Here is a 22,535-nt window from a genome sequence, read left to right as displayed (position 1 = left end):
GGACTCAGGTACCCAGAAGCTGAAAGCCCAGGAAATGAAACCCTAGGGCATTGAAGCTCCAAAGGATTGCTATGCAGGTCACCATGATCAGCACCACCAGGGTATGCCGCAGGCGTCGCCAGTATGGCCAGTGCCCGCGGCGCCATACCGGGTAGAGCAGCCCCACGCTGACCAGGGTCAACCCGGCCGCGAGCAGGGCGATGGCCAGGGCCGCGAGGAACAGCGGCGACGGGAAGTGGTAGAAGACGTTGGCCGCGTCTCGGCTGAGCGGCAGGGCGGCGACCATGCCGGTTGTAAAGGTGGTCAGCCAGGCCAGTGCCGCTGCCACGATCAGGCGGCCAGCCCAGCGCTCACCCGCTGCTTGCCGCGGGCGTCGACGGCGCCGCAGCCAGGCCCCCACCGGCACGGCGGCGAAGACCGGCATTGCTGCGCCGAGGGCGAGCTGGCGAAGCTGGGGATTCTTCAAAGCCGAGACCTTCTCCATCACCATCACCGGAATCGGCAGTGCCAGCTGAGTTACCTGGCCATCCTCATCGCGCAGGAACCTGACCCGCTCACCGGTCTTCGGGATCACGAAAGTGTCGCTTTCGTCCTCTCTGTCCCTATTCCCCGCCCTCGCCAGCCGAGTTTCCCGGCCATGCCAGGTCAGTAGCAGGTCTCCCTCTTCGCCGGCGCCGATCGAGGCCAGCGGCACGTTAAGCAGCGCTTCGACGGTGGTATAGGCGCGCCGGGTAGACAGGTAACTGCCGACATAGTCGTCCATGGAGAGAGCCGCATGGCTCTCGGCCGGTGCGGCAGCTGCTGAATCGGGTGTGGAGCGTCCAGCCGCCGACGGGCCAGGAAAATAGCGGGTCACCAGCTCGCGCACGAAGTCGCGTACCAACGCCTCGCCGCTGGGGGTGTTCGTCGACACGAACACGCCGAGCCCGAGGGCCGGAATTAGCTGCAGGTCGGAGACGAAGTGGACCGTGCCGCCGCCATGGCCAATGGCCCGGTAGCCGCCGATCTCGCTCTCGATGAAGCCGTGGGCGAGGCCCGGCAGTCCCGGGGCGAGGGTGGCGTGTTGGAGGTGCATGCGCCGCGCCGTTTCTGCGGCCAGGATGCGCTGGCCGTCCAGTTCTCCGGCGTTGAGGTGCGCCAGCATCCAGCGGGCCATGTCGGTGGCGGTGGTCGAAAGTGCCCCGGCGGGGCCGATGCCGCTGATGAACGCGAAGCCGCCGGGATGGAAGGCGCCATGGCGGTAGGCATAGCCCCGGCTGACCTCTGCCCGCAGTGCCTCGCTCATGGGCCTGCCCGGCCGCTGCGGCCCCCAGGGTTCTCGGAAGGTGCTGTGGGCCATGCCTAGCGGCGTGAAGAGATGCTGCTCGGCGTAGGCCTCCCAGGACATCCCGCTGACCTCAGCAACGATCAGACCAGCCAGCGCTACCCCGAAGTTCGAGTAGGCGGGCAGTGTGCCCGGCGGGCGAACCTGGGTGGGATGATGGCTGATCAGGTAGTCCCGCAGCGTCTGTACCTGCGTCGGGTCGTCCTCGAACAGGTGGCCCATGGCTGAATCCTCGAAGCCCGGGCGATGGGCCATCAGGTCGACCAGGGTGATCGGGGTGTCGAAGCGCGTCTCGAGGGGGAAGTCGGGCAGGTAGCGGCGGATATCCGCGTCGAGCGACAGCCGCCCCTGCTCTACCAACTGCATCACCGCGGTCCAGGTGAACAGCTTGGAGATCGAGCCCGGACGAAAGAGCGTGCGGCTGGCATCGACGCGCCGGCCGTTAGCCAGATCGGCATGGCCATAGCCCTTGGCCAGTGCAAGCTCACCCTGATGCACGATCGCGACGCTGACTCCGGCGATGTCATGGGCGGTCATGCGTGCCTCGACGAAGCCATCGACGAAGGCCGCCAGGTTATCCCGCGGCAGTAGGCGTGATTCGGCCTGTACCGAGGGAGCCAACAGGCTACAGGCCAGCATCACCAGGCCGATCAGTGTGCGCATTCTTTTCGCCTCGCTCATATGCCTGTTTATTCGATCCCGACGGGGTCAGTAGACACGAACGAAGCGCCAGGTCAGATGACCTGGCGCAAGAAAAGGCAGCATGCTGATCCGGCCATCGTTCATGGCCGATGCTTTATTACTGCAAGTAGATTTGCCCCTGCTCATAGAGGCTCTGGCAGTCGGCGGCGTCATGATAGCGGTCTTCGGCAAGGTTGTTCGAATTCACCCCGGGGCCGGCGAAGCGCGGATCGTCGCACTCACCGTCATTGGACCATTGGCTGGTGTTATCGCCCCATTGGATGTCGCTTGAGCTGTTGACCGTGCCACTTTCCGACGCGAGCGTGATACGGCCCTGTTCATAGAGACTCTGGCAATCCACAGCGTCGTGATAGCGGTCCTCATCGACATTGAGCGAGTGCACCCCTTCGCCTGCGAAGCGCGGGTCATCGCATTCGCCATCATTGGCCCACCGGCTGGTATTGTCGCCCCATTCGATGTCACCGCTATTGTTGACCGGCGTGGTGCTCGAAGAGGAGTCGCTCGGCATGCCTGTCCATTCAGGGTCGCGCTCGGATATCTTGACGACCGCCTGGGGCATTTCGCTGGGGTTAAAGGTGCCAACCCAGACGTTATAGTTGCCGGAAGGCGCTGAACTCCATTGCAGCGCTGGATTGTTGCCGCTGTTGGTCGAATAGTCGTCGTTGCAGTGCCAGTTGCCGTTGGCGTCATAGACCACCAGCGTCGTGTCTGCTTCGGACTCAGCATAGATGGAGAGTGGGTACTGGCCAGCCTGGAAGTTGATTTCCAAATCCGGCGTTTCGCCGTTTACGAAGCCGCTGCAGTTGGGGCCGGCTTCTGAGGCGTCTGTATCGCCGCCCGCGCTTATGCTGATCTGGTGAGGATCAGGTTGGAAGCCAGACTTTAACTCAATGGTTTCGTAGAGCGGTGCGGCCTGCCAGTTCAGCGCCTGGGCAGTGCTGGCCAGGCACAGCAGCGGGACGGCGACGAAGGCGGCACAACGTGAAGCGGACATCATGACTGCATTTCCTTGCAATGAGAGAGCGATGACGAGGCACATCGCAGGCTAATATGGTCAGAAATGCTGAGAATGTCACGCGATGCAAGACTTTTTGGGGTGATTTTCCTGGACTCCTTAGCTGAGCGCCTGGCCTGAACGATCAACTGAGTTGGAGCCTTCCAGGCTGTCTTTGTCGGCAACAGGCCGGGCAAGCCACTATGCTGTGTTAAGGCCCGTTCGGGCCTCTTCGTCATGCTTCGGGAGGTTTCGCATCATGGACAGGAATCACTTCACGTTGAGGTCAGTCACTTCATGGCTGATCGCCACGGCTGTCATTTCCACCGCCTTGCTTAGCACTACAGCGCTGGCGGCCGATGGGCAGGATCTTACCTTCCAGGGAGACGCCAGCTTCGGCGGCCCACACGGTGGTCAGGCGATTAAGGCCGCCCTAGTGGATACTGCCTCGGGCGAGGTGCTTGCCGTGCAGTCTGACACCGTTTCCGCCGACGGCGACCCGGCCTTCTCGTTTACCTTCCCCGGTGCGCTGCAGGCCGGTGGTAGCTATGCGGTCGACTACTGGATCGATTCCAACTTCGGTGGCGGCAGCGTCGGCACCTGCGACGGCATGCAGAATGACCACCAGTGGCATATCCCTATCGAGGCCGGAGATATGGCAACGACACATGTCGAAAGCCACGACCCCTCCGCGCAGTCCCCGGTTTGCGCAAGCTTCGAATAGCCGCTGCACCCTCCGTTCAGCCGCGAGGGCGAATTCACATTCTTGAGGCCACCCGGGCTGAGGTCCGGGGTTGGCCGGCCTGACTAACCTGCCGTGGAAGGGATGACAAAGGTCAATTAGGGGCCGATCGACAGGAGACCCGCATGAAGTATCTCTTCGAAGTGCGTATCAAGGACGGCTATACCGCCGAGGAGTATGCCGAAGCCTGGGTGCGGGCCAGCGAACTGATCCAACAGGCGCTCGGCGCCCGCGGCACCGAGTTACATCGCAAGATCGGCGATCCCGACACCCTGATCGCCATCGCCCACTGGGACAGCAAGGCCAGTCGCGACGCCATGGAAGCCGAGCATCCGCCAGCCATCGACGCCATTATCAAGAGCGCGGCCCCTTGCTGTGAGGTTCGCGTTATCGGCGAGTTCGAAGAACCCGATTGGGTCGTAATGCCAGAGTGATAAGCAAAGAAGCGCTCGAGGCCGCCTTTATATAGCGTTAGCCACGGCGACGCAGCGGATCGAGCAGCCCGCTGAGGCCGTTGTGGTCGATCTCTTGCATCAGCTGTAGTAGCCGACCGATCTCGCCATTAGGAAAACCCTCCCGGGCAAACCAGTTGAGGTAGCCGCCGGGCAGGTCCGCGATCAGCGTGCCCTGGTGCTTGCCGAACGGCATCTTCAGGGTCACCAGGCGTTCCAGATCTTCGGGGTTCACGGCTTTCTCCTTGAAAAGGGAGCGATGGTTTGTGGCATCTATGAGGGCGGCGAGCTTACGTCAGCGGGCGTCTTCGCTCCAGCCTCGTTTGCGCCTTGTCGGCCTGTTGCCAGCAAGCGCCAGCATGTTAAGAATGCTGGTGGTAACGAATATTAGGAACCTAATGGCAGGAACCCAATATCAGGGACCTAGCGAGCAACACGAACCGACAGGGAGACGAGCATGACCACCTTAGTGATCGGTGCCAACGGCCAGATCGGCCATCAGTTCTGCGCGATTGCCGCCAAGGCCGGCCTGCCCATCAAGGCCATGATCCGAAATGAAGACCAGCGCGCCTGGTTCGCCGAGCAGGGCATCGACACCGTGATCGCCGATCTCGAAGGCGACTTCCGCCATGCCTTCGAAGGCTGCGATCAGGTGCTCTTCACCGCCGGTTCCGGACCCCATACCGGGCCCGACAAGACGCTGCTGATCGACTTGTACGCCGGCACCCGCGCTGTGGATGCCAGCCGCGAACTCGGCATCAAGCGCTTCTTGATGGTCAGCGCCCTGCGCGCCGAAAATCCGCAGGAAGCCCCCGAGAAACTGCGCCCCTACATGGCCGCCAAGTTCGCCGCCGATGCGTATCTGCGCAGCTCAGGTGTGCCTTACCTGATCCTCAAGCCCGGGCGGTTGACCGACGAGCCCGCCAGCGAGCGCGTCGCTACCTCGCTCGAGGAAACCGGCGGCGTGAATACCGTCTCTCGCGCCAACGTCGCCCATGCGCTGGCGCATCTGGTTAAGGCAGATGACCTCACCGACCGCGAGTTCTACTTGCTCGACGGCGAGCGCGAGATTGCCGCGGTGCTGCGCTAGCCGTCCGCTTGGTATCACTCGACCCGGCATGCCCGTCCCTGCGTCGCCCGGCGGGGCGATGCCGTCGCCTTCCGGCAGGCGTGCACCACAGGCCGCGCCTAGCGTGAGCGGATACGGGCCTCCATCTTGGCCTCGGCCTCTAGGCTCTCCCTATCCCGGAAGATTGTCGCCACCGCCAGAGCGTGGCCGCCGGCGATGAAGCGCGCAGTGAAGTCGTGGGCAGCCGGGGCGCCGTCGGTCTCGATGCGATCCCAGTGCGTGGCATGGCCCACGTAGTTGATGCCGATGTCGTAGTGCTGGCTCCAGAAGAAGGGCACGGCGGCCCGGGTATCCTCGGCGCCGAGGATATTGCGAGCGGCGCGCTGCCCCTGGCGCTGGGCCACCGTCCAGTGCTCGATGCGCACGCGCTCACCGCTCAGCGGATCCGGCCCGCAGGCGATGTCGCCGGCGGCATAGATGCCGGACACGCTGGTTTCCAGGGTGTCGCTTACCCAGACGCCATTGTCCACCTTAAGGCCCGCGGCCTCGGCCAGTGCGGTGCGCGGGAGCACGCCGATGCCGGCCACCACCAGATCGGCGTCGAGGCGCTCGCCGCCTTCGAGTTCCACCATATCGGCGCTGATGCTCGCCACGCGCTCTTCCAGGTGGAAGATCACGCCCTTCGATTCGTGCAGCCCGCGGATAAAGTCACTGAGCTTCTCGCCGAGGACTCGCTCAAGCGGGTGTGCCTCGGGGGCGACCACCCGCACCTCGAGCCCACGCTGGCGCAGCGATGCCGCCACCTCGAGGCCGATGAAGCTGGCGCCGATCACCACGGCGTGACGGGCACCGGCCTCGACGGCGGCGATCAGCGCCTCGCTGTCGGTCTGGCTGCGCAGGGTATGCACGTGGGGCAGTTCGGCGCCCGGCACCGCCAGGCGCACCGGCTCGGCGCCGGTCGCGAGCAAAAGCGCCCCGTAGCCGAGCACCTCGCCATCGGCGAGACGCAGTCGCGCGGCCTTGGGCTCGATCACCGCCACCGCGGTGGCGAGCCGCAGGGTGATATCGTGGCGTGCATAGAAGTCATCGCCACGCAGCGGAATCCAGGCGGCCTTCGCCGTGCCGGCCAGGTAGTCCTTGGAGAGGTTTGGCCGGTCGCAAGGCGGGGCCGCCTCCTCGCTCAAGATCGTCACCGGCCCCGTGTAGCCCTCGCGGCGCAGCATCTCCGCGGCAGCCTCGCCGGCCGCTCCACCGCCCACGATCACCACCGAGGAGGGCGACCGGGCCGGACGGCGCGCGGGCGCAGGGTCGGCGCGCTCGCGCACGTGGACCCGGTCGCCGACCACCTCCGTCTTCCAGCAGGCTAGGCCGTCCAGAGCCGGCGCGGCCAGGGCCTCACCGCTGCGCAGGCTGAAGCAGGCGTGATGCCAGGGGCAGCGCACGCTGTCATCGACGATCAGCCCATCGCCGAGCGGCGCGCCATAGTGGGTGCAGTGGGCGCCGACGGCATGGAAGTCGCCGCCGCTGCGAGCCAGCAGCACGGCATCCTCGCCGACATGGCCAGTGAGCATCTCGCCCTCGGCCAGCTCGCTCAATGGGATGCCGTCGGCCAGGTCCGGGCCACTCGGGGACTTGTCGGTGCTCATGGCGCTCACTCCTGTGAATGAAGGGATGTCTTCAGTCACTATAGGAGCCGTACCCAGAAGTCGCGTTGGCGCTTCACCCTGCGTCGAGTCGAGGTCCGGTGCTGACATTCAGGGTGGAAGATAATAAGCAGGCTAGGTATCTTGGCCTGTTACCCTACTGCATTCCGCGAGGTCTCATGAACCCCACCATCGAGTTGCTGAAATCCCATCGGTCGATCCGCAAGTTCACCGAGCAGAAGATTTCCCACGAGCTGCTGCTGGAGCTGATCCGTGCCGGCCAGAGTGCCGCCACCTCCAGTCACGTTCAGGCGTATAGCGTCATCCACGTGAAGAACCCGGCTAACCGCAAAAAAATTGCCGAATTAGCCGGCGGACAGGCCTATGTGGCCGACGCCTCTGACTTCCTGGTGTTCTGCGCCGATATGAAACGCCCCACCGAGGCTTCCGAGAGCACCGGTGCCAATGTCGTGCGCGGCATGACCGAGCAACTGCTGGTGGCCAGCGTCGACACCGCCCTGATGGCGCAGAACGTGGCGGTCGCCGCCGAATCCGAAGGGCTGGGCATCTGCTATATCGGGGGTATCCGCAACGATCCCCAGGCCGTCAGCGATCTGCTGGGGCTGCCCGAACACGTCTATCCGGTGTTCGGCATGTGCCTCGGCTACCCGGCCCAGACCCCGGACATCAAGCCGCGGCTGCCGGTAGAGGCGATTCTCAAGGAAGACTACTACGACGAGGATCATGAGCAGGTGGCGGCCTTCGACGACACCATGCAGCGCTATTACAGCGAGCGCAGCGGCGGCACCAAGGACACCAACTGGTCCAAGAACCTCACCCCACTGTTCGATACCAAGCTGCGCCCGCACATGCGCGACTTCCTGATAGAGCGCGGCTTCAAGATGAAGTGAGATTCGGTCTCAAAAACGGTCCCAGCTTCAGCCGTGAATGTGGCGCAGAGGGCATCCGACCCAGGCCGAGGTCGTGCTTGGTCTCTCAGGAACCCGGGCTGAGCGTCTCGCCGCCCGCAGGGGGCTCGGCGCTGGCGCCGGATGCCTCGTTGGGCGTGTCGAACAGGGCCGCGCGGAAGTACTAACGAAAGTACTAACGAAAGTACTAACGAAAGTACTCATGAAAGTACTCGCCGACCCGCTCCCGGGTCCGGGCATACCAGTCATCGTCGCGGGTCACCGCGCGCTCGGCATTCAGGGGATGGGTGGGAATGTGCAAGCGCATGTCGATGCCGGTGTCGTGGTGGGTGGACACCAGACGTGCCGCCGACTGCCGGGACGGGCCGTAGGGAATGTGCCGGGCCAGCTCCGCCTGGCGCTCGGTGGCGGTGGCGAAGCGCAGGAAGCGGCGGGCCGCCTCGGGGTGGGGAGCGTGGCGGGGGATCGTCCAGGTCTCGTGCTCCTGGAACTGGCCGTCCCAGAGGATCTCGATGGGCAGGCCTCGGTTGACCATGGCGTCGAAGAAGCGTCCGTTGTAGCCCGAGGCCATGACCACCTCTCCCTCGGCCAGCAACCGCGGCGGCGTGTCGCCGGCCTGCCACCAGCGCAGGTCCTCCAGGCCGGCCAGGCGCGCCAGGGCGAGGTCCAGGCCGCGCCGGGTGCTGAGCAGCCGGTAGAGTTCCTCCCGGGGGACGCCGTAGGCGAGCAGGGCCCACTCCAGGTTGGCCGCCGGGGTACGTTGCAGGGCGCGTGGCCCGGGGAAGCGGCGCTGGTCGAAGAGGTCGGCGATGGAGGTGGGGCGGCGTCCCGGGAAGGCGTCGCGGCGATAGGCCACCACGGTGGCGAACACCGAGTGGGTGATCGCGCAGTGGTCGAAGGAGCCGGGGAGGAAGTCCTCGGCGGGCGGGGTGCCATCGGGTGCCGGGGCCACCAGCGAGGGCAACAGCGGTTCGAGCAGGCCATCCGCGCAGGCGGCCATGGCCTCGCTGCGTGTCATGTCGATCAGGTCCCAGGGTACGTCCTGCTCGGCCACGGCACGGCGGAGGGCCGCGAGGCCGCCGTTGTAGCGGGCCACGCGCACGGGGATACCGGTGGTCTCGGTGAAGGGCTCGAACAGGGCGCGCTGCTGGGCCCGTTCGTAGGCACCGCCCCAGCTCAGCACCGTCAGGGCGGCCGGCGAAGCGGCGGCCGGCAGAGGCCTGCACAGCGCCATGCCCATTGCCAGGACCAGGGCCATGACCCACGCCAGGACGGGGGCTCCCCGCCTGCGCTCAGCCCGCACCATATTCTTCTCGGCGCAGCGCATCGCTGTGCTGCAGGAAGGCCCGGGCGATGCTGGTCTCGTAGACCACGCCCAGGAAGACACCGTCCGCGGCCTCGTCCACCACGGCGATGGCCTCTCCGGTGACCTCCTGGAGATGGCGCATCGCCTCCCAGACCGAGGCCTGGGGCCCCAGCACGGGGCGCGGCGTGCTGGGGCATTCCTCCACCGGGCGCTGGCCGTCGCCGTCCTCCCGCATGGCCTCCAGGTCGGCTAGGGTCACGCTGCTCCGGTAGCGGCCCTGAGCGTCGACCAGGTGGGCCTCGCCGTGGCCGGAGCGGCTCAACCGGGTCACTGCCTCGCTGACGCACTGATCCGGAGGCAGGGTCACGCAGTCGTGACTCAGCAGGTCGTGGAGCCGGGCATCCTGCAGCACGGCGCGGCTGCGACCAGCGGAGAGGTCCAGGCCCCGCTTCGCCAGCTGGATGTCGAACAGCGAACGACCGAACAGCTGGGCTGCGATGGGGCTGGCGAGGGTCACGCTTGCCAGGGCCGCGGTGGTTAGCGCGTAGTTGCCGGTGAGCTCGAAGACGATCAGCAGGCTGGTCAGGGGGGCGCCGATCACTGGCGCGGTCACCGCCACCATGCCGCAGATGGCATAGAAGACGAAGGTGTCCTGGGCGCCGCCGAGGCCGCCGACCAGGGTGCCGCACAGGGCCCCGAACAGCGTGCCGATCACCAGCGCCGGGCTGAACACCCCGCCGCCAAAGCCCATGCCCAGGCACAACGCCGTGGCAGCCAGCTTGAGGCCCAGCACTACCAGCAGTTCCAGGCCGCCGAAGGCCCCGGCGATGGTGGCGAAGCGCAGCGTCTCCTGGCCCATGCCCAGGATGTCTGGCACCCACAGGGCGGTCACGCCGAGCAGGGCCCCGGCAATCGCAGGTCGCAGAGAGGGAGAGAAGGGCAGGTGTTCGGCCAGCCGACCGACGCCGAGGATCGAGCGCATGTAGGCACCTGCCACCAGGGCGCCCAGGCCGCCGATGAGCACGAATACGGCGAATTCCCAGGGGCGGGGCAGCACGGTATCGGCGACATGGAAGAGGGCGCCGCGGGAGAGCACATTGGTGGCGATGACGTGTCCAACGATGGCCGCGGCCGCCACCGGGGCGAAGGCGCGCAGGGCGTAGTGGCGCAGCACCACCTCATGGGCGAAGACGATGCCGGCCAGGGGCGCGTTGAAGGCCGTGGCGATGGCCGCCGCCACGCCGCAGGCGATGGTGATGTTGTCGTCGGAGCGGTCCAGCCTGAGTAACCGTGCCCCCCAGGACCCCAGGCTCGCCCCCAGATGCACCAGGGGACCGTACTGCCCCACCGAGGCGCCAGCGCCCAGGGAGACCAGGCCGCTCAGCGCCGAGAGCACCCCGGCCCGCACCGGCAGTCGGCCGCGGCGAGTCTGCACGGCGGCGATGACGTCGGCAGGTGTGTGAGGGCGGCGCTCGGGGGTGGCGCGGTGCAGCAGGCCAACTACCAGCCCGCCCAGGGTCGGTACCAGCACGGTGGCGATCGCCAGCGCCTCGGGGTGGGCGAACATCATGCGTCCCCGGGGTGAGACCAGCAGTAGGTCGTTGAGCCACAGCACGGCCGCCACGAACCCCACCGCGGCGAGTGCCGCCAGGCCGCCGATCAGCGCGCCCAGCGCCACCAGTCCCAGGAAGCGCAGCATTCCCTTGGGCCCTGGTGGAACATCTTCCCCTACATCCGGCATGGTCATCTTCAAGGTGTAGGCGGGCCGGTAACCCCTTGCAAGGATGACCGACCCTGGCGGGGCGAGGATAGGCCGCCTAATCCCACTGTTCGATACCAAGCTGCGCCCTCACATGCGGGATTTCCTGATCGAGCGCGGCTTCGATATGAAGTGAGGCACTGTTTCCGCAACGGCCTCAGCAACAGTCTCAGCAACGGCCTCAACTGGTCTCGGCATCAGCCGTGGATATAGCGCAGGTGGGCATCACGCCGAAGGCGGATAATGGTGATCACGTTAGTCACGAAAATCAGGCTTTCGGCGATGGTGCCGCCAATCGAACCAGCGAGCAGGTTGCTGGCGACCCAGCATAGCGCCGCCACCGCCAGGGCGGCGCGCATGGCAATACCGCGCAGCATGAACATGCCCCAGGTGCCCAGCAGCCCCGCCGCCACCGCCGGGATGTCTCGCGGGCCGCTCCAGGTCAGCATAGCCACCGCCAGGGTGGCCAGTAGCATCCCGAGCATAAGCCTGACGTTGCGTGGGAAACGGCGCACCAGCGCGATGCGCAGCACGATCAGCGCCGAGATTCCCGCCGCCACCCAGCTACCGAACAGCGCGAACTGTGCGGCGAAGGCGACGTTGGCGAACAGCAGCAGTACGAACAGTTTGTCGTCGCGTTTGCTGGCAAAAGCGACTAAACAGAGGGCCAGGGCCACCAGGCTGACGCCTTGGCCCAATAGCCATGTTGGGCTGATCTCTTCCATGCAAGATTCCATTCAACACTCCATGCAACATCCGCTGTCGGGTTGCGGGAGTGGTCGGGGGATACGATCGGAGATCGGCCCATGCTATCACGCTGATTGCGCGACAGTGGTCGCCCTGGCTAGCCAGATCCGCTGGCGACAAGCCCCGCCAGGTTTGCGGAAAAATGCGTGGCGTCGATAAATGGGCTATCGCTAAGCGCATTAGCGTCTATCGTTGGTTCATGCTCGGGCCAAGGCGGGGGTGAGTCTGTTACCGTCGGGCCTGCGATAGTCGGCGCCTTCATATGCTGCTTGACTAGAGCGTGCGGTCAGCGCTGCAGGGGCAGTACCTGAAGCCGAAGCGGGCCGCCAGTGTCGATGCTTGCCAGAAGGAGTCCGAATGAAGCCGCTCTCTAGTACCGGGTTTGCGCTCTTTGGTGCAGCGCTGATCGCGATCAGTTTCGGGCTCGCGCGTTTTGCCTTCGGCCTGTTCGTGCCTCCCATTCGCGATGAGCTGGAACTCACGGCATCCGTGATCGGTATCATCGGCGCGCTGCCCCTCATCAGCTTCCTGCTGGCCACGCTAGTTGCCCCGTTCGCTGCCGATCATCTCGGTGCCCGTAATGCGGCGGTGCTGTCTGGAGCCTTCGGCGTCGTCGGGCTGGCGTTGATCAGTCAGTCCACTGGCGCACTGACCCTCGGTGCAGGGGTGTTCGCGTGCGGCATCTGTACCGGCCTGATGATGCCAGCGCTCACGGCGGCCATGCAGGCGTTGGTCAGGCGCTCGCTGCACGGGCGTGTTAGCTCGGTCATGAACGCGGGCACTAGTATCGGCGTGGTCGTGGCCGTGCCAACGGTGCTGTTCCTGACCGGTGCCTGGCGCCTCGCCTATATTTCCTTCGCCGTTCTGGCAGGCATCGGCGTGATCGCCGCATGGTTTCTCCTGCCCTCGGTGTCACGGATCTTGCCGGCGAACGCCGCTCCGCCGCCTCCGGTCAGCGAACTGCCGTGGTCGCGCCTCGTCAGGCTCTCGCTGTTTGCCTTCGTGATGGGCTTCGTCTCCGCTGCCTACTGGATCTTCGCGCCTGATCTGGTGGTCACCCTGGGCGGCCTGCCGGCTGGTGCCACCGGGTGGCTGTGGCTCGCGGTGGGTGTCGCCGGCCTTGGCGGGGCCGTGGTGGCTGACCTGGCCGATCGCAACAATCCCCCCATCACCCATGCCCTGATGTTGATGATGCTGGCGGCAAGCCTAGCATTGCTCGCGGCAAGCCCCGGTCAGTCGCTGCTGGCGTCATTTTCTGCGCTGGTCTTCGGTTTGGCCTATATGAGCCTGACGGGCCTCTATCTGATGACCGGCATCCGCCTGTTGCCGGGGCGGCTGTCGGTAGGGCCGGTGCTGCCCTTCATGGCCGTATCGCTGGGCCAGGCGACCGGCTCGCCCGTCGTCGGCATGCTGGTGAACGCATTCGGCTACGCCAGTGCCTTTGCCATGTTCTCCGCCCTCGGCATCTTGGTGGCCATCCTCTCGCCATTCTATCCGGGCTACATCGCCCAGGCCGAAGAGGAAGACACCGAAGAAGAGTCTGGTCTCCAGGCGGCCTACGATTACCAGCTGCAAGACGAAGAGGGCGAGCCGCTTCAGCCCGAGGCGGATATTGTCGAAGAGGCTGAGGAAGCCGAAGCCGAAGCCGAAGCCGAAGCCGAAGCCGAAGAAGCGGCTAAGGCAGAAGAAGCCATAAAGGCAGAAGAAGCTGAAGCTGAACAAGCTGCCAAGGCCGAAGAAGCGAAGACCGAGGCCGCCTCTGAAGGTGAAGAAGCCAAAACCGAAACCGCTCCTGAAGGCGAAGAGGCCGCCAAAGCCGAAAAAGCCACCGATCCGCGGAAGCCAACCCCTAAGGGCGATAACTGAGGGACGTCGCCCACAACGGCCAAGGTCAGGGCGACGGCATTCCTTGCGTGAAGGGAAGAGAAGAACGGGGCAGTGAGGGGGCCGCGCCGAGTTGGCATGAGAAGGGTTGGCATGAGAAGGGCGCCCCCGAGAAGGGCGCCCAAGGTATGAGGTGGTGGATTACTTGAAGCGGGAACGCGCTTTCTCCAGGGAGTCGCTCAGAGAGTCCCAGGCACGTTCCGCGCCGGCCTTGATGTCGTCCCAGGCGTCGTCGCTTGAGTTGCGAAGCTCATCGAGCTTCTCGCGCATCTCATCGCGTCTTTCCTCGAGCTTATCGATCTCCTGCTGTTGCTCCTGCTTGATACGCGCATCGGCCTGGGCACCCTGGGCTTTCGCCTTCAGTTTATCCACCTCGGCCTGTAGCTCATCCAGCTTGGCGCGCAGCTTCTGTTCGTAGGCACTCTTCTCGCTCATGGGAAACTCCTTTCCTTTTTGCCGATATAGGGAACCTTGAAGATAGCTCGTCCTGGGCGACAAGGCAGTTTCGTGCCAGCGTGACATACCGAGCCGGGGCGGTTGCAAGGCCAGGATAGTCCCAACGGCCAACATGTTATGTTGCGCACGCTACCTTGCCGGCTATTTCGTCACGTTTTTCGATACGCTCTCCCGTTGCCCTTATGATAACGCTCGCCCATACGGAAACGCCGATCTCATGACACGACTCGTTCACCTGGCCGCTGTGGCCCTGCTTGCTCTGATACCCCTGAACGCCTCGGCCGATGATTGGCAACAGCGCCCGGACTGGGCCGGCGTGTTCGCCGAGCAGAAGGCCGTCAACGGCACGCTGGTGATCGTCGATAAGCGTGAGGGCCGTGCAGGGCGCTTCGTGGTGAACCCCGGACGTGCCAATGAGCGGCTCTCGCCGGCGTCCACCTTCAAAGTGCCCCACGCGCTTTTCGCGCTGGATGCCGGCGCTGTGGAGGACGAGTTCGAGGTGTTTCCCTGGGATGGCACCGAGCGTGATGTGCCCGCATGGAATCAGGACCAGACCCTACGCTCGGCGCTGCGCTACTCCACCGTCTGGGTCTTCCAGCGTCTGGTCAACCAGATCGGCCGCGAGCGCGAGCAGGCTTACCTGGGCGAAATCGGCTATGGCAACGCCCGGGTAGGTGACGATGTCGAAACCTTCTGGCTGGATGGCAGCCTGAGAGTCAGCGCCGTCGAGCAGGTCGACTTCCTCGAACGGCTCTATGACATGGCGCTGCCTTTCACCGAAGCCGACCAGCGGCTGGTGAAAGACATCATGATCAATGAAGCCGGTCGTGACTGGATTCTGCGCGCCAAGAGCGGCTGGGACGGCCAAGTCGGCTGGTGGATGGGTTGGGTCGAGCGGCCCAGCGGCCCGGTGTTCTTCGCCTTGAACCTCGACACCCCCGAGCGCATGGCCGACCTGCCCAAGCGCGAGGCAATCACCCGAGCCGTACTGCATCGCCTGGAAGCGCTACCGGCACCGGAATGAGCAAAGCCCCACGCTAACGCTAACTGGCACTTTTTAGCCGCTAGTCCGCCGCCACCCGCGCATCCAGAGCCACCAGGAAGTCCTGGATGCGGGCGGCATTGGTGCCCAGGTCGCTCTTGCCGATGCGTGAGGCCGAACGCATGTCGACCTGAACCCCGGCGTCCGTCTGCGTCAGGCGGATCGCTACATCGTCCTTGAAGCCGAACCAGCGGGTGGTGGCGGTGGCCTCAAGCCTCGAGTCGCTAGCGGTGGCCACGTCCCAGCCCTGTGCCTCTACCGTTGCCTTCACGGCGGCCATGGCCTCAGCCATCGACACGGGGAGGGTGATCGCGTGCAGCCTGCCATAGGCCGCTCGTTGCTGGTCGGCGAAGTCCTGTGGATAGGCCACCTCGTTGGGGGCGGCTTCCCGCGCCGCGGCCAGCGCCTCAAAGGCGGGCGGATTGTCGAGATCGGTAGTAATGTCATGGATTGGCGGCACCGTCTGGGCCCGCTGCATCATCTGCGCGGGCAGGGCGACCAGCGCCACCACTGCGGTACTGGTGAGCAGCCCCACCATCACCGGACGCCAGCGTCGACAGAAGGCCGCAACCAGCGCTGTGACCAGCCCCAACGCGCCTGCGCCTATCGCCAGGTGTGCGCCCTGTCGCAGCATCGAGAACGACGTGCTAAGCGACACCCAGTCCCAGCGGTAAGCGCTGCCTGAGCCCGCCATCAGCGCCGCCGCGGCCACCAATAGCACCACCCCCAGCCAAGCGATCCTTACCGGCCAAGCTCCGCCGCGCGGTCGCGACTTGAATCTCGAGGATGCCATAATGACTCCTTGCCGGTTTGTCACCCGCAACGCATTGATGATGCTCTAGCTATGCGCTATGGGTGATGTCATGGTGTTCGTTTAATTGCTGATGTATCAATGGCTTCAGCATACGTGCAGGAATGCTCCTACGCCTATTCACCTGCCGGTGACGGTTTGCTTGGCGCTAGTCAGCGGTTCGGCCAGTATAAACTCCAGCGCGCTAGTCTAGCTGCTAGCCCCCGCCATTCCTGACTGATGGAGACACCCCCAAGCTGCCATGAATGCCACGCCAGACTCGCATCCGCGCAACGATCCGGGCACCCAGAGCACCGACCAGAGCGGAAGACAGAGGGAAAAGCAAAACGCCAGGAAGAGCGTTGCCGTGATCATGGCCGCCGGCACCTCAAGCCGTTTCGGCACCGCCGACAAGCGCTTGGCCAGCCTGCCGAATGGCCAAGGTCTGCTCGCCGCTACCCTGGCCTCTACTGCGGCCGTTTTCCCGGTCATCAGAGTGGTGCTGCGTGAAGACGATGACCCCGGAGCTCTCGGGCTTGCGGCCACAACTCCCATTTTACGCGCGCCTCATGCCAGCAAAGGGTTGGGCGCGAGCATTGGTGACGCCTTCGCAGCGCTAGAGCAAGATGCTGAACTGGCTGACGTTCAGGCTGCCGCCATCCTGCTTGGCGACATGCCGGCTCTGCGTCTCGCCACACTGAAGGCCTTGCAGCGTGAAGCCAGGCGCGAGCTTATCCTGCGTCCGGTTCACGCTGGCAGTCCCGGTCATCCGGTGCTGTTCGGCCGCGCTTTCTGGCCTGAGCTTGCCAACCTCATGGCAGGCAAGAACCGTCACGAGGGCGCGAAAGACGTGATCCGCGCCCATCGTGAGCACTACGTTGCGCTTGAAGTCGACGATCCCGGCATACATCTGGATATCGACCAGGTAGCCGACTTGGCCCTCTTTTCCTGAATCAGCCTGGCATGAACTAGAGAGTTGGTAACGACTAGAGAGTTGATAACGCCATGCTAAGGCACGGGGTGACAGAGGCAGACATCCTGATAGCCTAGAGGCTTACCGAAATCTCACAGAGGGCCTGCGTAGTGCTGGATACCTCAAACACTGCCCGCATCACCCTGCACCCCCACACTCGCCGGGTACGCATCTATTCAGGCGACACCCTGATCGCTGACACGAAAGGTGCCATCGAACTGCGTGAGCGTGGCTATCCAAACCGCCACTACATCCCGAAAGAGGATGTGGACATGTCGAAGCTGTCGACGTCTTCCACCGTGACCCATTGCCCCTTCAAGGGGGATTCCACCTATTATTCGCTCTCGAGCATTACCGACGTTGCCTGGAGCTATGACCAGCCGGTTGAGCAAATGCAGGCAATTGCCGGGCGCTTGGCGTTTGATACTAAGAAAGTGACGCAGCAGACTGAGTGATGGCTGCTTGGCCGCAATTTCTAAGCGCAACTTCCGATAAATACGCCGCAATCGGTCGTTTGTTAGCCGATATCGAGCGCCAATCGCTATAGTAAACTGCTTCCTGGAAGCCCTTGTCGAACAAGTATTCAATGGGCGGTGCTACCATCCAAAATCCGGCCCAGACAGGCTATAGGCAGGCAATGAATTTCGTTATAAACGACCAGGAGCTGTTGAAAGCCACCGTCGAAACCGTTCGTGAAGCGGTTCTGATCACTGATAGTCGACTGGCACATCCTGGCCCGGCCATCCTTTACGCTAACCCCGCCTTTCTTGAGCTAACCGGCTATACCGCTGAGGAGCTATTGGGGCAAACGCCAGCACTGCTTGAGGGCGAGGAAGCCGACGGCGGCGTGATGCAAACCCTGCGACAGCGGCTGTCGGCGGGTTCGGTGGGTGAAGTGCTTGAAGGCGAGACCGTGAACTACCGCAAGGACGGCCGTCCGTTTCGTATGGAATGGACTATTCGCCCTTTTCCCGCCGAGGGCGAGCCGCGCTATTTCATTGCCTCTCTGCGCGATGTGTCGGCAATCCGCAACCTCGAGCAGCAACGCCAGCAACTGCAGACCCTGGCCGAGATCCAGACCCGCGTGAGCACCGCCGGTTTGGATTTACAGGCGCTGCGCGATCGGGTGGCCGATATAGCGCGAGCGGTGACAGGCGCAGATGGCGCCGCGATTGAGGAACCCGAAGATAGCGAGATGGTGTATACCGCCACCAGCGGTAGGGTCGCCGGCTCACCGGGGATACGTTTGCCGATTTCGGGCAGCCTATCCGGCCTCTGCTATCGCCAGGGCGAATCGATTTACTGTCGCGATACCCATGAGGATACTCGCGTGGCAAGGGACGCCGCCGACCAAGTCGGCTTCCGTTCAGGCTTTCTGGTACCACTTGTCCATCAGGAGCACTGCTTCGGTGTGCTCAAGGTCTATTCAGGTCGTCCACACGCCTTTAACGAGGGCGACCTGCAACTGCTCAATATGGCAAGCCACGTGCTTGCTTCTTCGCTTTCCGATGCCCGCCTCTTCAAGGGTGAGCGCGACCGGCGCAGCCTGCTGGTGGATTCGCTGCCCATTATGATTTCGTACGTCGATAATCAATTGCGCTATGTCGAGATCAACGTCGCCTACAACCGCTGGTATAACCTCCCGACCGAGCAGCTGGTCGGTAGGCGAGTGGCTGAGGTCATGGGCCAAGAGGCATTCGAATCAAACCGTCCTTACATGCTGTCGGCACTGGCAGGCGAGCGAGTCACATTTGAGAATCGCTATACGCATCCGGATGGCACCGTTACGCCGGTAGAGGTGGACTATACGCCGGTGCGCAACGCCCAAGGCGATGTTCAGGGCTTTTTCTCAATGGTTCGTGATATCAGCGACCTCAAGCGCGCCGAGCAGGACTACTTGACGGGGGCATTCAATCGCCAGGGGTTTGATGATCGGCTTGCTATCTCCTGTGCGACGGCTCGACGCTACAGCCGCCCGTTATCACTAATCTTCTTGGACCTGGACCACTTCAAGTCCATTAACGACAACCACGGACATGCCGTGGGCGATGACGTGCTTCGCGGTGTGGCAAAGACCTTGCAAAACGAGGTTCGCGACAGTGACATCGTCAGTCGCTGGGGAGGGGAAGAGTTCGCCATCCTGACGCCGGAAACCTCATTGCAGGATGCCTTGGCTCTCGCAGAGCGGCTGCGCCAGGCGTTGTATGAACACCCCTACGCGGCCGTGGGGCGAATCAGTGCAAGTTTTGGGGTGGCAGCGTTCGATCCAGAAGAAGCCGAGCGGGACTTCGTACGACGCGTTGACGAGGCGCTATACAAAGCCAAGGTGGGCGGTCGTAACCAAGTCCAGCAGGCCGGCCCGTTGTCGCACTAATCTCATTAGGCCCGCCCACGGTTTGTGCACTCTATATCGTGCCGCTTTAAGCCGGCTGCTGGAACGACGTCCTGCAGAGCCTGTAGCACTGGTGTTACTGTTGCTGACATAAGCACAGAAATAGCCAGGGGAGGGGGGGATGTTTGACTACACGGTTGTTCACTGGATGGCCTTCTTATCAACGGCGGTATTGCTCAATTTATCGCCAGGGCCGGATATCGCCTTCATCCTGGGCCAGACCCTGCGCCATGGGCGCCAGAAGGGGCTTGTGGCGATGCTGGGCAGTTGGACAGGCGCGTCGTTGCATGTGGTGATGGCCGCTGCCGGGCTTTCGGCGATCCTTGCAACATCCGCGTTGGCGTTTTCCATCGTGAAATGGGTGGGTGCGGTTTATTTGATATGGCTTGGCATCAGAATGCTGCTGTCGCGCGGTGATGCCTTCATCTCAAAAGAAGGCGCTGGTGACGTAAGCAAGCACTCGATCTATTGGCAAGGCGTGCTGGTGTCCGCCCTGAATCCCAAGGTGGCGATTTTCTTCCTCGCCCTGTTGCCCCAGTTCGTCGTTGAAGGGGCCGGACCCGTTGGCGCCCAGCTATTCCTGCATGGCAGCCTGATCATCTTTGTGGCCGCCTTTATAGAACCGCCGCTGATTATGATGGGGGCACGGTTAGGCGACTTCTTGAAACGCAACCGCCAGGTCGGTTTGTGGATGGACCGAGGCCTCGGCGCTGTATTTATCTCTCTGGGGATGCGCCTCGCCGCGAGTAAGCAGTGATACCAAGGACAGGTGATCGCTCTTTCGCATGACCAGTGCACTGGTCTCCTGCCCGCCATTGGGCAGCCTTGAGTCAGCGTTACCTGCTCAAGGCTGCCCAGAAGAGCGATAAGCGCTACGTCAAAGAGCTCACCTTCACATCCGACACATCGACTAGCCCGCCCTGCGTTGAATGCCGCAAGGGTGGGCTAGTTTTGCATGGGAATACCATCTTCCCAGCGAAAGCCGATGCCGCCGCCTTGCCAAACGCCGTCATCCAGCGGGCTGGGGCCATGGATGTCGACATGCTGCGGCAAGCCGAAGCCGGGGGCGAGGTCCTGGGTGCCGCGAACGGTGCTGCGGTGCATGATGCGCAGGCCCTGCTCTTCGGCGGGTAGGTGGGCGCCGGAAGCCGCCCGATGCGCGACGGCCAGGTTGTCGATAAACACGCAGTCGTTTTCCTGATACTCGAATTCGGCGGCGTAGCCGTTCTCAAGCCCCGCATTCAGGATGTCGTTGTATTCATGGCACAGCTGCGTCAGTTCATCGGCGGTCAGCAGACGAAAGGCCTCCTCGTCGGGGAGCTTTTCGATCACCGCTCCCGTCATGCCCAGGTGCAGCCAGATGCACTTGCGCTTGGAGATGGGGTGCTCGTGTACCACGGGGTGCACCACGCCAGAAGAAGAGTTCACTGAGGCGAGGCGGCTCCAGTAGGCCTGCCGATCCTTCGGAAGGGCGTCATAGGCGGCACCCTGATGGGCGAAGTAGGTGCCGCCGCCTTTCTCGGCCGGCCGGATGATGTGGTAGCCCGAATGCGAGAAGGTATCCGGGTTGAAGCTGCCGTCGTTGTGCCATTGTGGCCCCACGCCAGGAATGCCATGACGCTCATCGTTCGACAGGCGGAAGATATGCCGATTGCCCTTGGGGGTGGCCGGGTGCACGCCATGGGTGCTGTGCAGCTCCTTACCACCCCACCAGCAGCTGGCGCGCAGGAAGTCATCGGGCTCAAGCGGCGTGTCGTTCTTGAACACCAGAAAACCGCGATTGGCCATTTCCTGCTCAAGCGCTTCGATCACCTCGTGCGGCGGCGCGTCCTGAGCAGAAAGATCGATGCCGCGCACCTCGGCGCCTAGCGGGTCGAGTGGTGTGATGGAGCCGCCGAATCGTTCGATGATGGCGATGCGGGTGGGGTCTAGGGGCGCAATGGTCGATGGGTTAGTCGTCATGGCTAACCTCCTATCACTGTTCCCGTGCGGCGGTCGCTGGGTAACGAAAGCGACCTGGCGTGGTGAGGCCGTTCGATAGCGCCGGGTAACTATCAGGGACCAATCAAAGGCTGCACGGGATGAATGTGGCCTTATTCTCTCAGAGTGCTCCAGCAGGACCAAACGACCGGCAACTAGGGTAAGAATGGCCACTGGTGACTCGCGATCCGTGACCGGCACTGGCGATTTTCATGGGCGAATTACACTGAAGGAGACAGTGGCAAGCGAGGATGGGGAGATGGCGAATATTGTTGTCTGCGCAGACGGTACCTGGAACCGCCCCGAGGATGACCTGAAACAGGACTTTCCCACCAATGTGCTGCGGCTTTCCCGAGCCATCAAGCCGGAACGCGGTGACCTGAAGCAGCATGTCTTTTACGACTGGGGGCTTGGCTCATACCACGATAGCCTGAGCGCGGGAGTGACCGGCAAGGGCATTCAGAAGAACATCATGGATGGCTATCGCTATATCCTGCATAACTACGCTCCCGGCGACCGAATCTTTCTGTTTGGCTTCAGCCGTGGTGCCTACACCGTGCGAGCCATAAGCGGGCTGATCAACAACTGCGGCATTCTCAAACGCCAGGATGCGCGCTTGGTGACAGAAGCCTGGAGGATCTACAAGAGCCCCAGCGCGAAGAACCATCCCCGCGGAGAAGCGGCCATGGCGTTTCGGGCCCGCCATAGCCATGCGTCGCGGCAGGTGCATTTCATCGGCGCCTGGGACACCGTTGGCGCCCTGGGGATTCCGCATAGCCTGATGGGGCTCTTCGAGCGGGATGACGAATTCTACGACACGAAGATCGGTGCCAACGCCTCGGTGGTACGCCAGGCCCTGGCCATTGATGAAAAGCGCGAAGACTTCGAGCCCACCATCTGGCTGCCCAGAGCGGGTGTCGACATGAAGCAGGTCTGGTTTGCCGGCGTGCATACCGACGTGGGTGGCTCCTATCCGCCGGATAAGGGAACGGGCATTCGCGCCTCTGATACGCCCCTGGAGTGGATGCTCAACGAAGCCGAAGGCGCTGGCCTGATGGTGGAACGGCATCTGCGGGATAGCCTGACGCAGGGAGAGCAGGGCAAGCTCCACCAATCCCGCAAACACGTGTACCGAATGAAGCCTCCGTTGCAACGGACATTGATCGTCTCAGGCAAGCCTACGCTCATCCATCCCAGTGTCAGACGCCGCTACGAAGCCGACCCCAGCTACAGGCCTCCCCAACTGAAAATACTGGTCGATCGTTATGGCTGGGATCAATTGGACGTGGGCGCCTGACCGCTGGCGTATCGACGGCACGCGGTCACGCCACGCTCGCGAGGTCAGGCCGCC

The 22,535-nt window shown here is 63.5% G+C and carries 21 protein-coding genes and 1 pseudogene; 12 read left to right on the top strand and 10 right to left on the bottom strand.

Going from position 1 to position 22,535, the window contains the following annotated elements; translation table 11 throughout:
• Positions 1-4 precede the first annotated feature (4 nt).
• Together BCL93_RS12315 and BCL93_RS12310 are read right to left on the bottom strand one after the other, a co-directional pair.
• Positions 5-1,987, bottom strand: a complete 1,983-nt coding sequence (locus BCL93_RS12315) for a serine hydrolase domain-containing protein (protein WP_181463091.1) — start codon at positions 1,985-1,987, stop codon at positions 5-7.
• A 136-nt stretch (positions 1,988-2,123) separates the two neighbouring features.
• Positions 2,124-3,065, bottom strand: a complete 942-nt coding sequence (locus BCL93_RS12310) for a hypothetical protein (protein ID WP_146742492.1) — start codon at positions 3,063-3,065, stop codon at positions 2,124-2,126.
• Between the two features lie 214 nt (positions 3,066-3,279).
• On the opposite strand from BCL93_RS12310, the gene BCL93_RS12305 reads away from it, so the two are divergent.
• The gene (locus BCL93_RS12305; protein WP_112055564.1) at positions 3,280-3,744 is read left to right on the top strand and encodes a hypothetical protein; all 465 of its coding nucleotides are present in this window, start codon (positions 3,280-3,282) and stop codon (positions 3,742-3,744) included.
• Between the two features lie 143 nt (positions 3,745-3,887).
• Complete coding sequence (locus tag BCL93_RS12300) at positions 3,888-4,196, top strand: antibiotic biosynthesis monooxygenase family protein (protein WP_112055563.1); 309 nt, start codon at positions 3,888-3,890, stop codon at positions 4,194-4,196.
• Positions 4,197-4,233: 37 nt separating this feature from the next.
• On the opposite strand, the gene BCL93_RS12295 is transcribed toward BCL93_RS12300, so the two are convergent.
• The gene (locus tag BCL93_RS12295) at positions 4,234-4,449 is read right to left on the bottom strand and encodes a DUF3820 family protein (protein WP_112055562.1); all 216 of its coding nucleotides are present in this window, start codon (positions 4,447-4,449) and stop codon (positions 4,234-4,236) included.
• 222 nt (positions 4,450-4,671) lie between these two features.
• On the opposite strand from BCL93_RS12295, the gene BCL93_RS12290 reads away from it, so the two are divergent.
• Positions 4,672-5,304 (top strand): SDR family oxidoreductase, encoded by a 633-nt coding sequence (locus tag BCL93_RS12290; RefSeq protein WP_112055561.1) that lies wholly within the window; start codon positions 4,672-4,674, stop codon positions 5,302-5,304.
• A 98-nt stretch (positions 5,305-5,402) separates the two neighbouring features.
• On the opposite strand, the gene BCL93_RS12285 is transcribed toward BCL93_RS12290, so the two are convergent.
• Entirely contained in the window at positions 5,403-6,929 is a 1,527-nt protein-coding gene (locus BCL93_RS12285) for an FAD-dependent oxidoreductase (protein ID WP_112055560.1), read from the bottom strand.
• A gap of 176 nt (positions 6,930-7,105) precedes the next feature.
• Between BCL93_RS12285 and nfsA the strand changes: the two genes are divergently transcribed.
• The gene (gene nfsA, locus BCL93_RS12280; RefSeq protein WP_112055559.1) at positions 7,106-7,837 is read left to right on the top strand and encodes an oxygen-insensitive NADPH nitroreductase; all 732 of its coding nucleotides are present in this window, start codon (positions 7,106-7,108) and stop codon (positions 7,835-7,837) included.
• A gap of 205 nt (positions 7,838-8,042) precedes the next feature.
• On the opposite strand, the gene BCL93_RS12275 is transcribed toward nfsA, so the two are convergent.
• Together BCL93_RS12275 and BCL93_RS12270 are read right to left on the bottom strand one after the other, a co-directional pair.
• Entirely contained in the window at positions 8,043-9,113 is a 1,071-nt protein-coding gene (locus BCL93_RS12275; protein ID WP_112055558.1) for an ABC transporter substrate-binding protein, read from the bottom strand.
• Positions 9,114-9,147: 34 nt separating this feature from the next.
• A complete protein-coding gene (locus BCL93_RS12270) occupies positions 9,148-10,860 on the bottom strand; it encodes a chloride channel protein (protein WP_112055557.1) in 1,713 nt (570 codons plus the stop codon).
• A gap of 118 nt (positions 10,861-10,978) precedes the next feature.
• On the opposite strand from BCL93_RS12270, the pseudogene BCL93_RS17645 reads away from it, so the two are divergent.
• A pseudogene (locus tag BCL93_RS17645) lies at positions 10,979-11,056 on the top strand (oxygen-insensitive NADPH nitroreductase); the annotation flags it as partial.
• 61 nt (positions 11,057-11,117) lie between these two features.
• Here BCL93_RS17645 and BCL93_RS12260 read toward each other — a convergent pair.
• Positions 11,118-11,645: a YgjV family protein gene (locus BCL93_RS12260; protein ID WP_112055556.1), complete on the bottom strand. Its 528-nt coding sequence runs from the start codon at positions 11,643-11,645 to the stop codon at positions 11,118-11,120.
• A gap of 379 nt (positions 11,646-12,024) precedes the next feature.
• On the opposite strand from BCL93_RS12260, the gene BCL93_RS12255 reads away from it, so the two are divergent.
• The gene (locus BCL93_RS12255) at positions 12,025-13,533 is read left to right on the top strand and encodes an MFS transporter (RefSeq protein WP_112055555.1); all 1,509 of its coding nucleotides are present in this window, start codon (positions 12,025-12,027) and stop codon (positions 13,531-13,533) included.
• A gap of 159 nt (positions 13,534-13,692) precedes the next feature.
• On the opposite strand, the gene BCL93_RS12250 is transcribed toward BCL93_RS12255, so the two are convergent.
• Positions 13,693-13,986, bottom strand: a complete 294-nt coding sequence (locus BCL93_RS12250) for a coiled coil domain-containing protein (RefSeq protein WP_112055554.1) — start codon at positions 13,984-13,986, stop codon at positions 13,693-13,695.
• 238 nt (positions 13,987-14,224) lie between these two features.
• Here BCL93_RS12250 and blaOXA point away from each other — a divergent pair, with 238 nt between their 5' ends.
• A complete protein-coding gene (gene blaOXA / locus BCL93_RS12245; RefSeq protein WP_112055553.1) occupies positions 14,225-15,031 on the top strand; it encodes a class D beta-lactamase in 807 nt (268 codons plus the stop codon).
• 40 nt (positions 15,032-15,071) lie between these two features.
• Here blaOXA and BCL93_RS12240 read toward each other — a convergent pair whose 3' ends face one another.
• Complete coding sequence (locus tag BCL93_RS12240; RefSeq protein WP_112055552.1) at positions 15,072-15,842, bottom strand: DUF1499 domain-containing protein; 771 nt, start codon at positions 15,840-15,842, stop codon at positions 15,072-15,074.
• Between the two features lie 259 nt (positions 15,843-16,101).
• Here BCL93_RS12240 and BCL93_RS12235 point away from each other — a divergent pair, with 259 nt between their 5' ends.
• The 4 genes from BCL93_RS12235 (at position 16,102) to BCL93_RS12220 (ending at position 19,961) form a co-directional block, all read left to right on the top strand.
• Positions 16,102-16,791 (top strand): nucleotidyltransferase family protein, encoded by a 690-nt coding sequence (locus BCL93_RS12235; RefSeq protein ID WP_112055551.1) that lies wholly within the window; start codon positions 16,102-16,104, stop codon positions 16,789-16,791.
• A 131-nt stretch (positions 16,792-16,922) separates the two neighbouring features.
• The gene (locus tag BCL93_RS12230) at positions 16,923-17,267 is read left to right on the top strand and encodes a DUF427 domain-containing protein (protein WP_112055550.1); all 345 of its coding nucleotides are present in this window, start codon (positions 16,923-16,925) and stop codon (positions 17,265-17,267) included.
• A gap of 113 nt (positions 17,268-17,380) precedes the next feature.
• The gene (locus tag BCL93_RS12225; protein WP_146742491.1) at positions 17,381-19,186 is read left to right on the top strand and encodes a sensor domain-containing diguanylate cyclase; all 1,806 of its coding nucleotides are present in this window, start codon (positions 17,381-17,383) and stop codon (positions 19,184-19,186) included.
• A 139-nt stretch (positions 19,187-19,325) separates the two neighbouring features.
• Complete coding sequence (locus BCL93_RS12220; protein ID WP_092525593.1) at positions 19,326-19,961, top strand: LysE family translocator; 636 nt, start codon at positions 19,326-19,328, stop codon at positions 19,959-19,961.
• A 188-nt stretch (positions 19,962-20,149) separates the two neighbouring features.
• On the opposite strand, the gene BCL93_RS12215 is transcribed toward BCL93_RS12220, so the two are convergent.
• Positions 20,150-21,166: a TauD/TfdA dioxygenase family protein gene (locus BCL93_RS12215; protein WP_112055548.1), complete on the bottom strand. Its 1,017-nt coding sequence runs from the start codon at positions 21,164-21,166 to the stop codon at positions 20,150-20,152.
• Positions 21,167-21,374: 208 nt separating this feature from the next.
• Between BCL93_RS12215 and BCL93_RS12210 the strand changes: the two genes are divergently transcribed.
• Entirely contained in the window at positions 21,375-22,481 is a 1,107-nt protein-coding gene (locus BCL93_RS12210; protein ID WP_258396496.1) for a DUF2235 domain-containing protein, read from the top strand.
• Positions 22,482-22,535: the final 54 nt, after the last annotated feature.

The sequence above is a fragment of the Onishia taeanensis genome (assembly GCF_003268885.1).
Classification (GTDB): domain Bacteria; phylum Pseudomonadota; class Gammaproteobacteria; order Pseudomonadales; family Halomonadaceae; genus Onishia; species Onishia taeanensis_A.
This window is presented reverse-complemented; position numbering and strand designations above follow the sequence as displayed.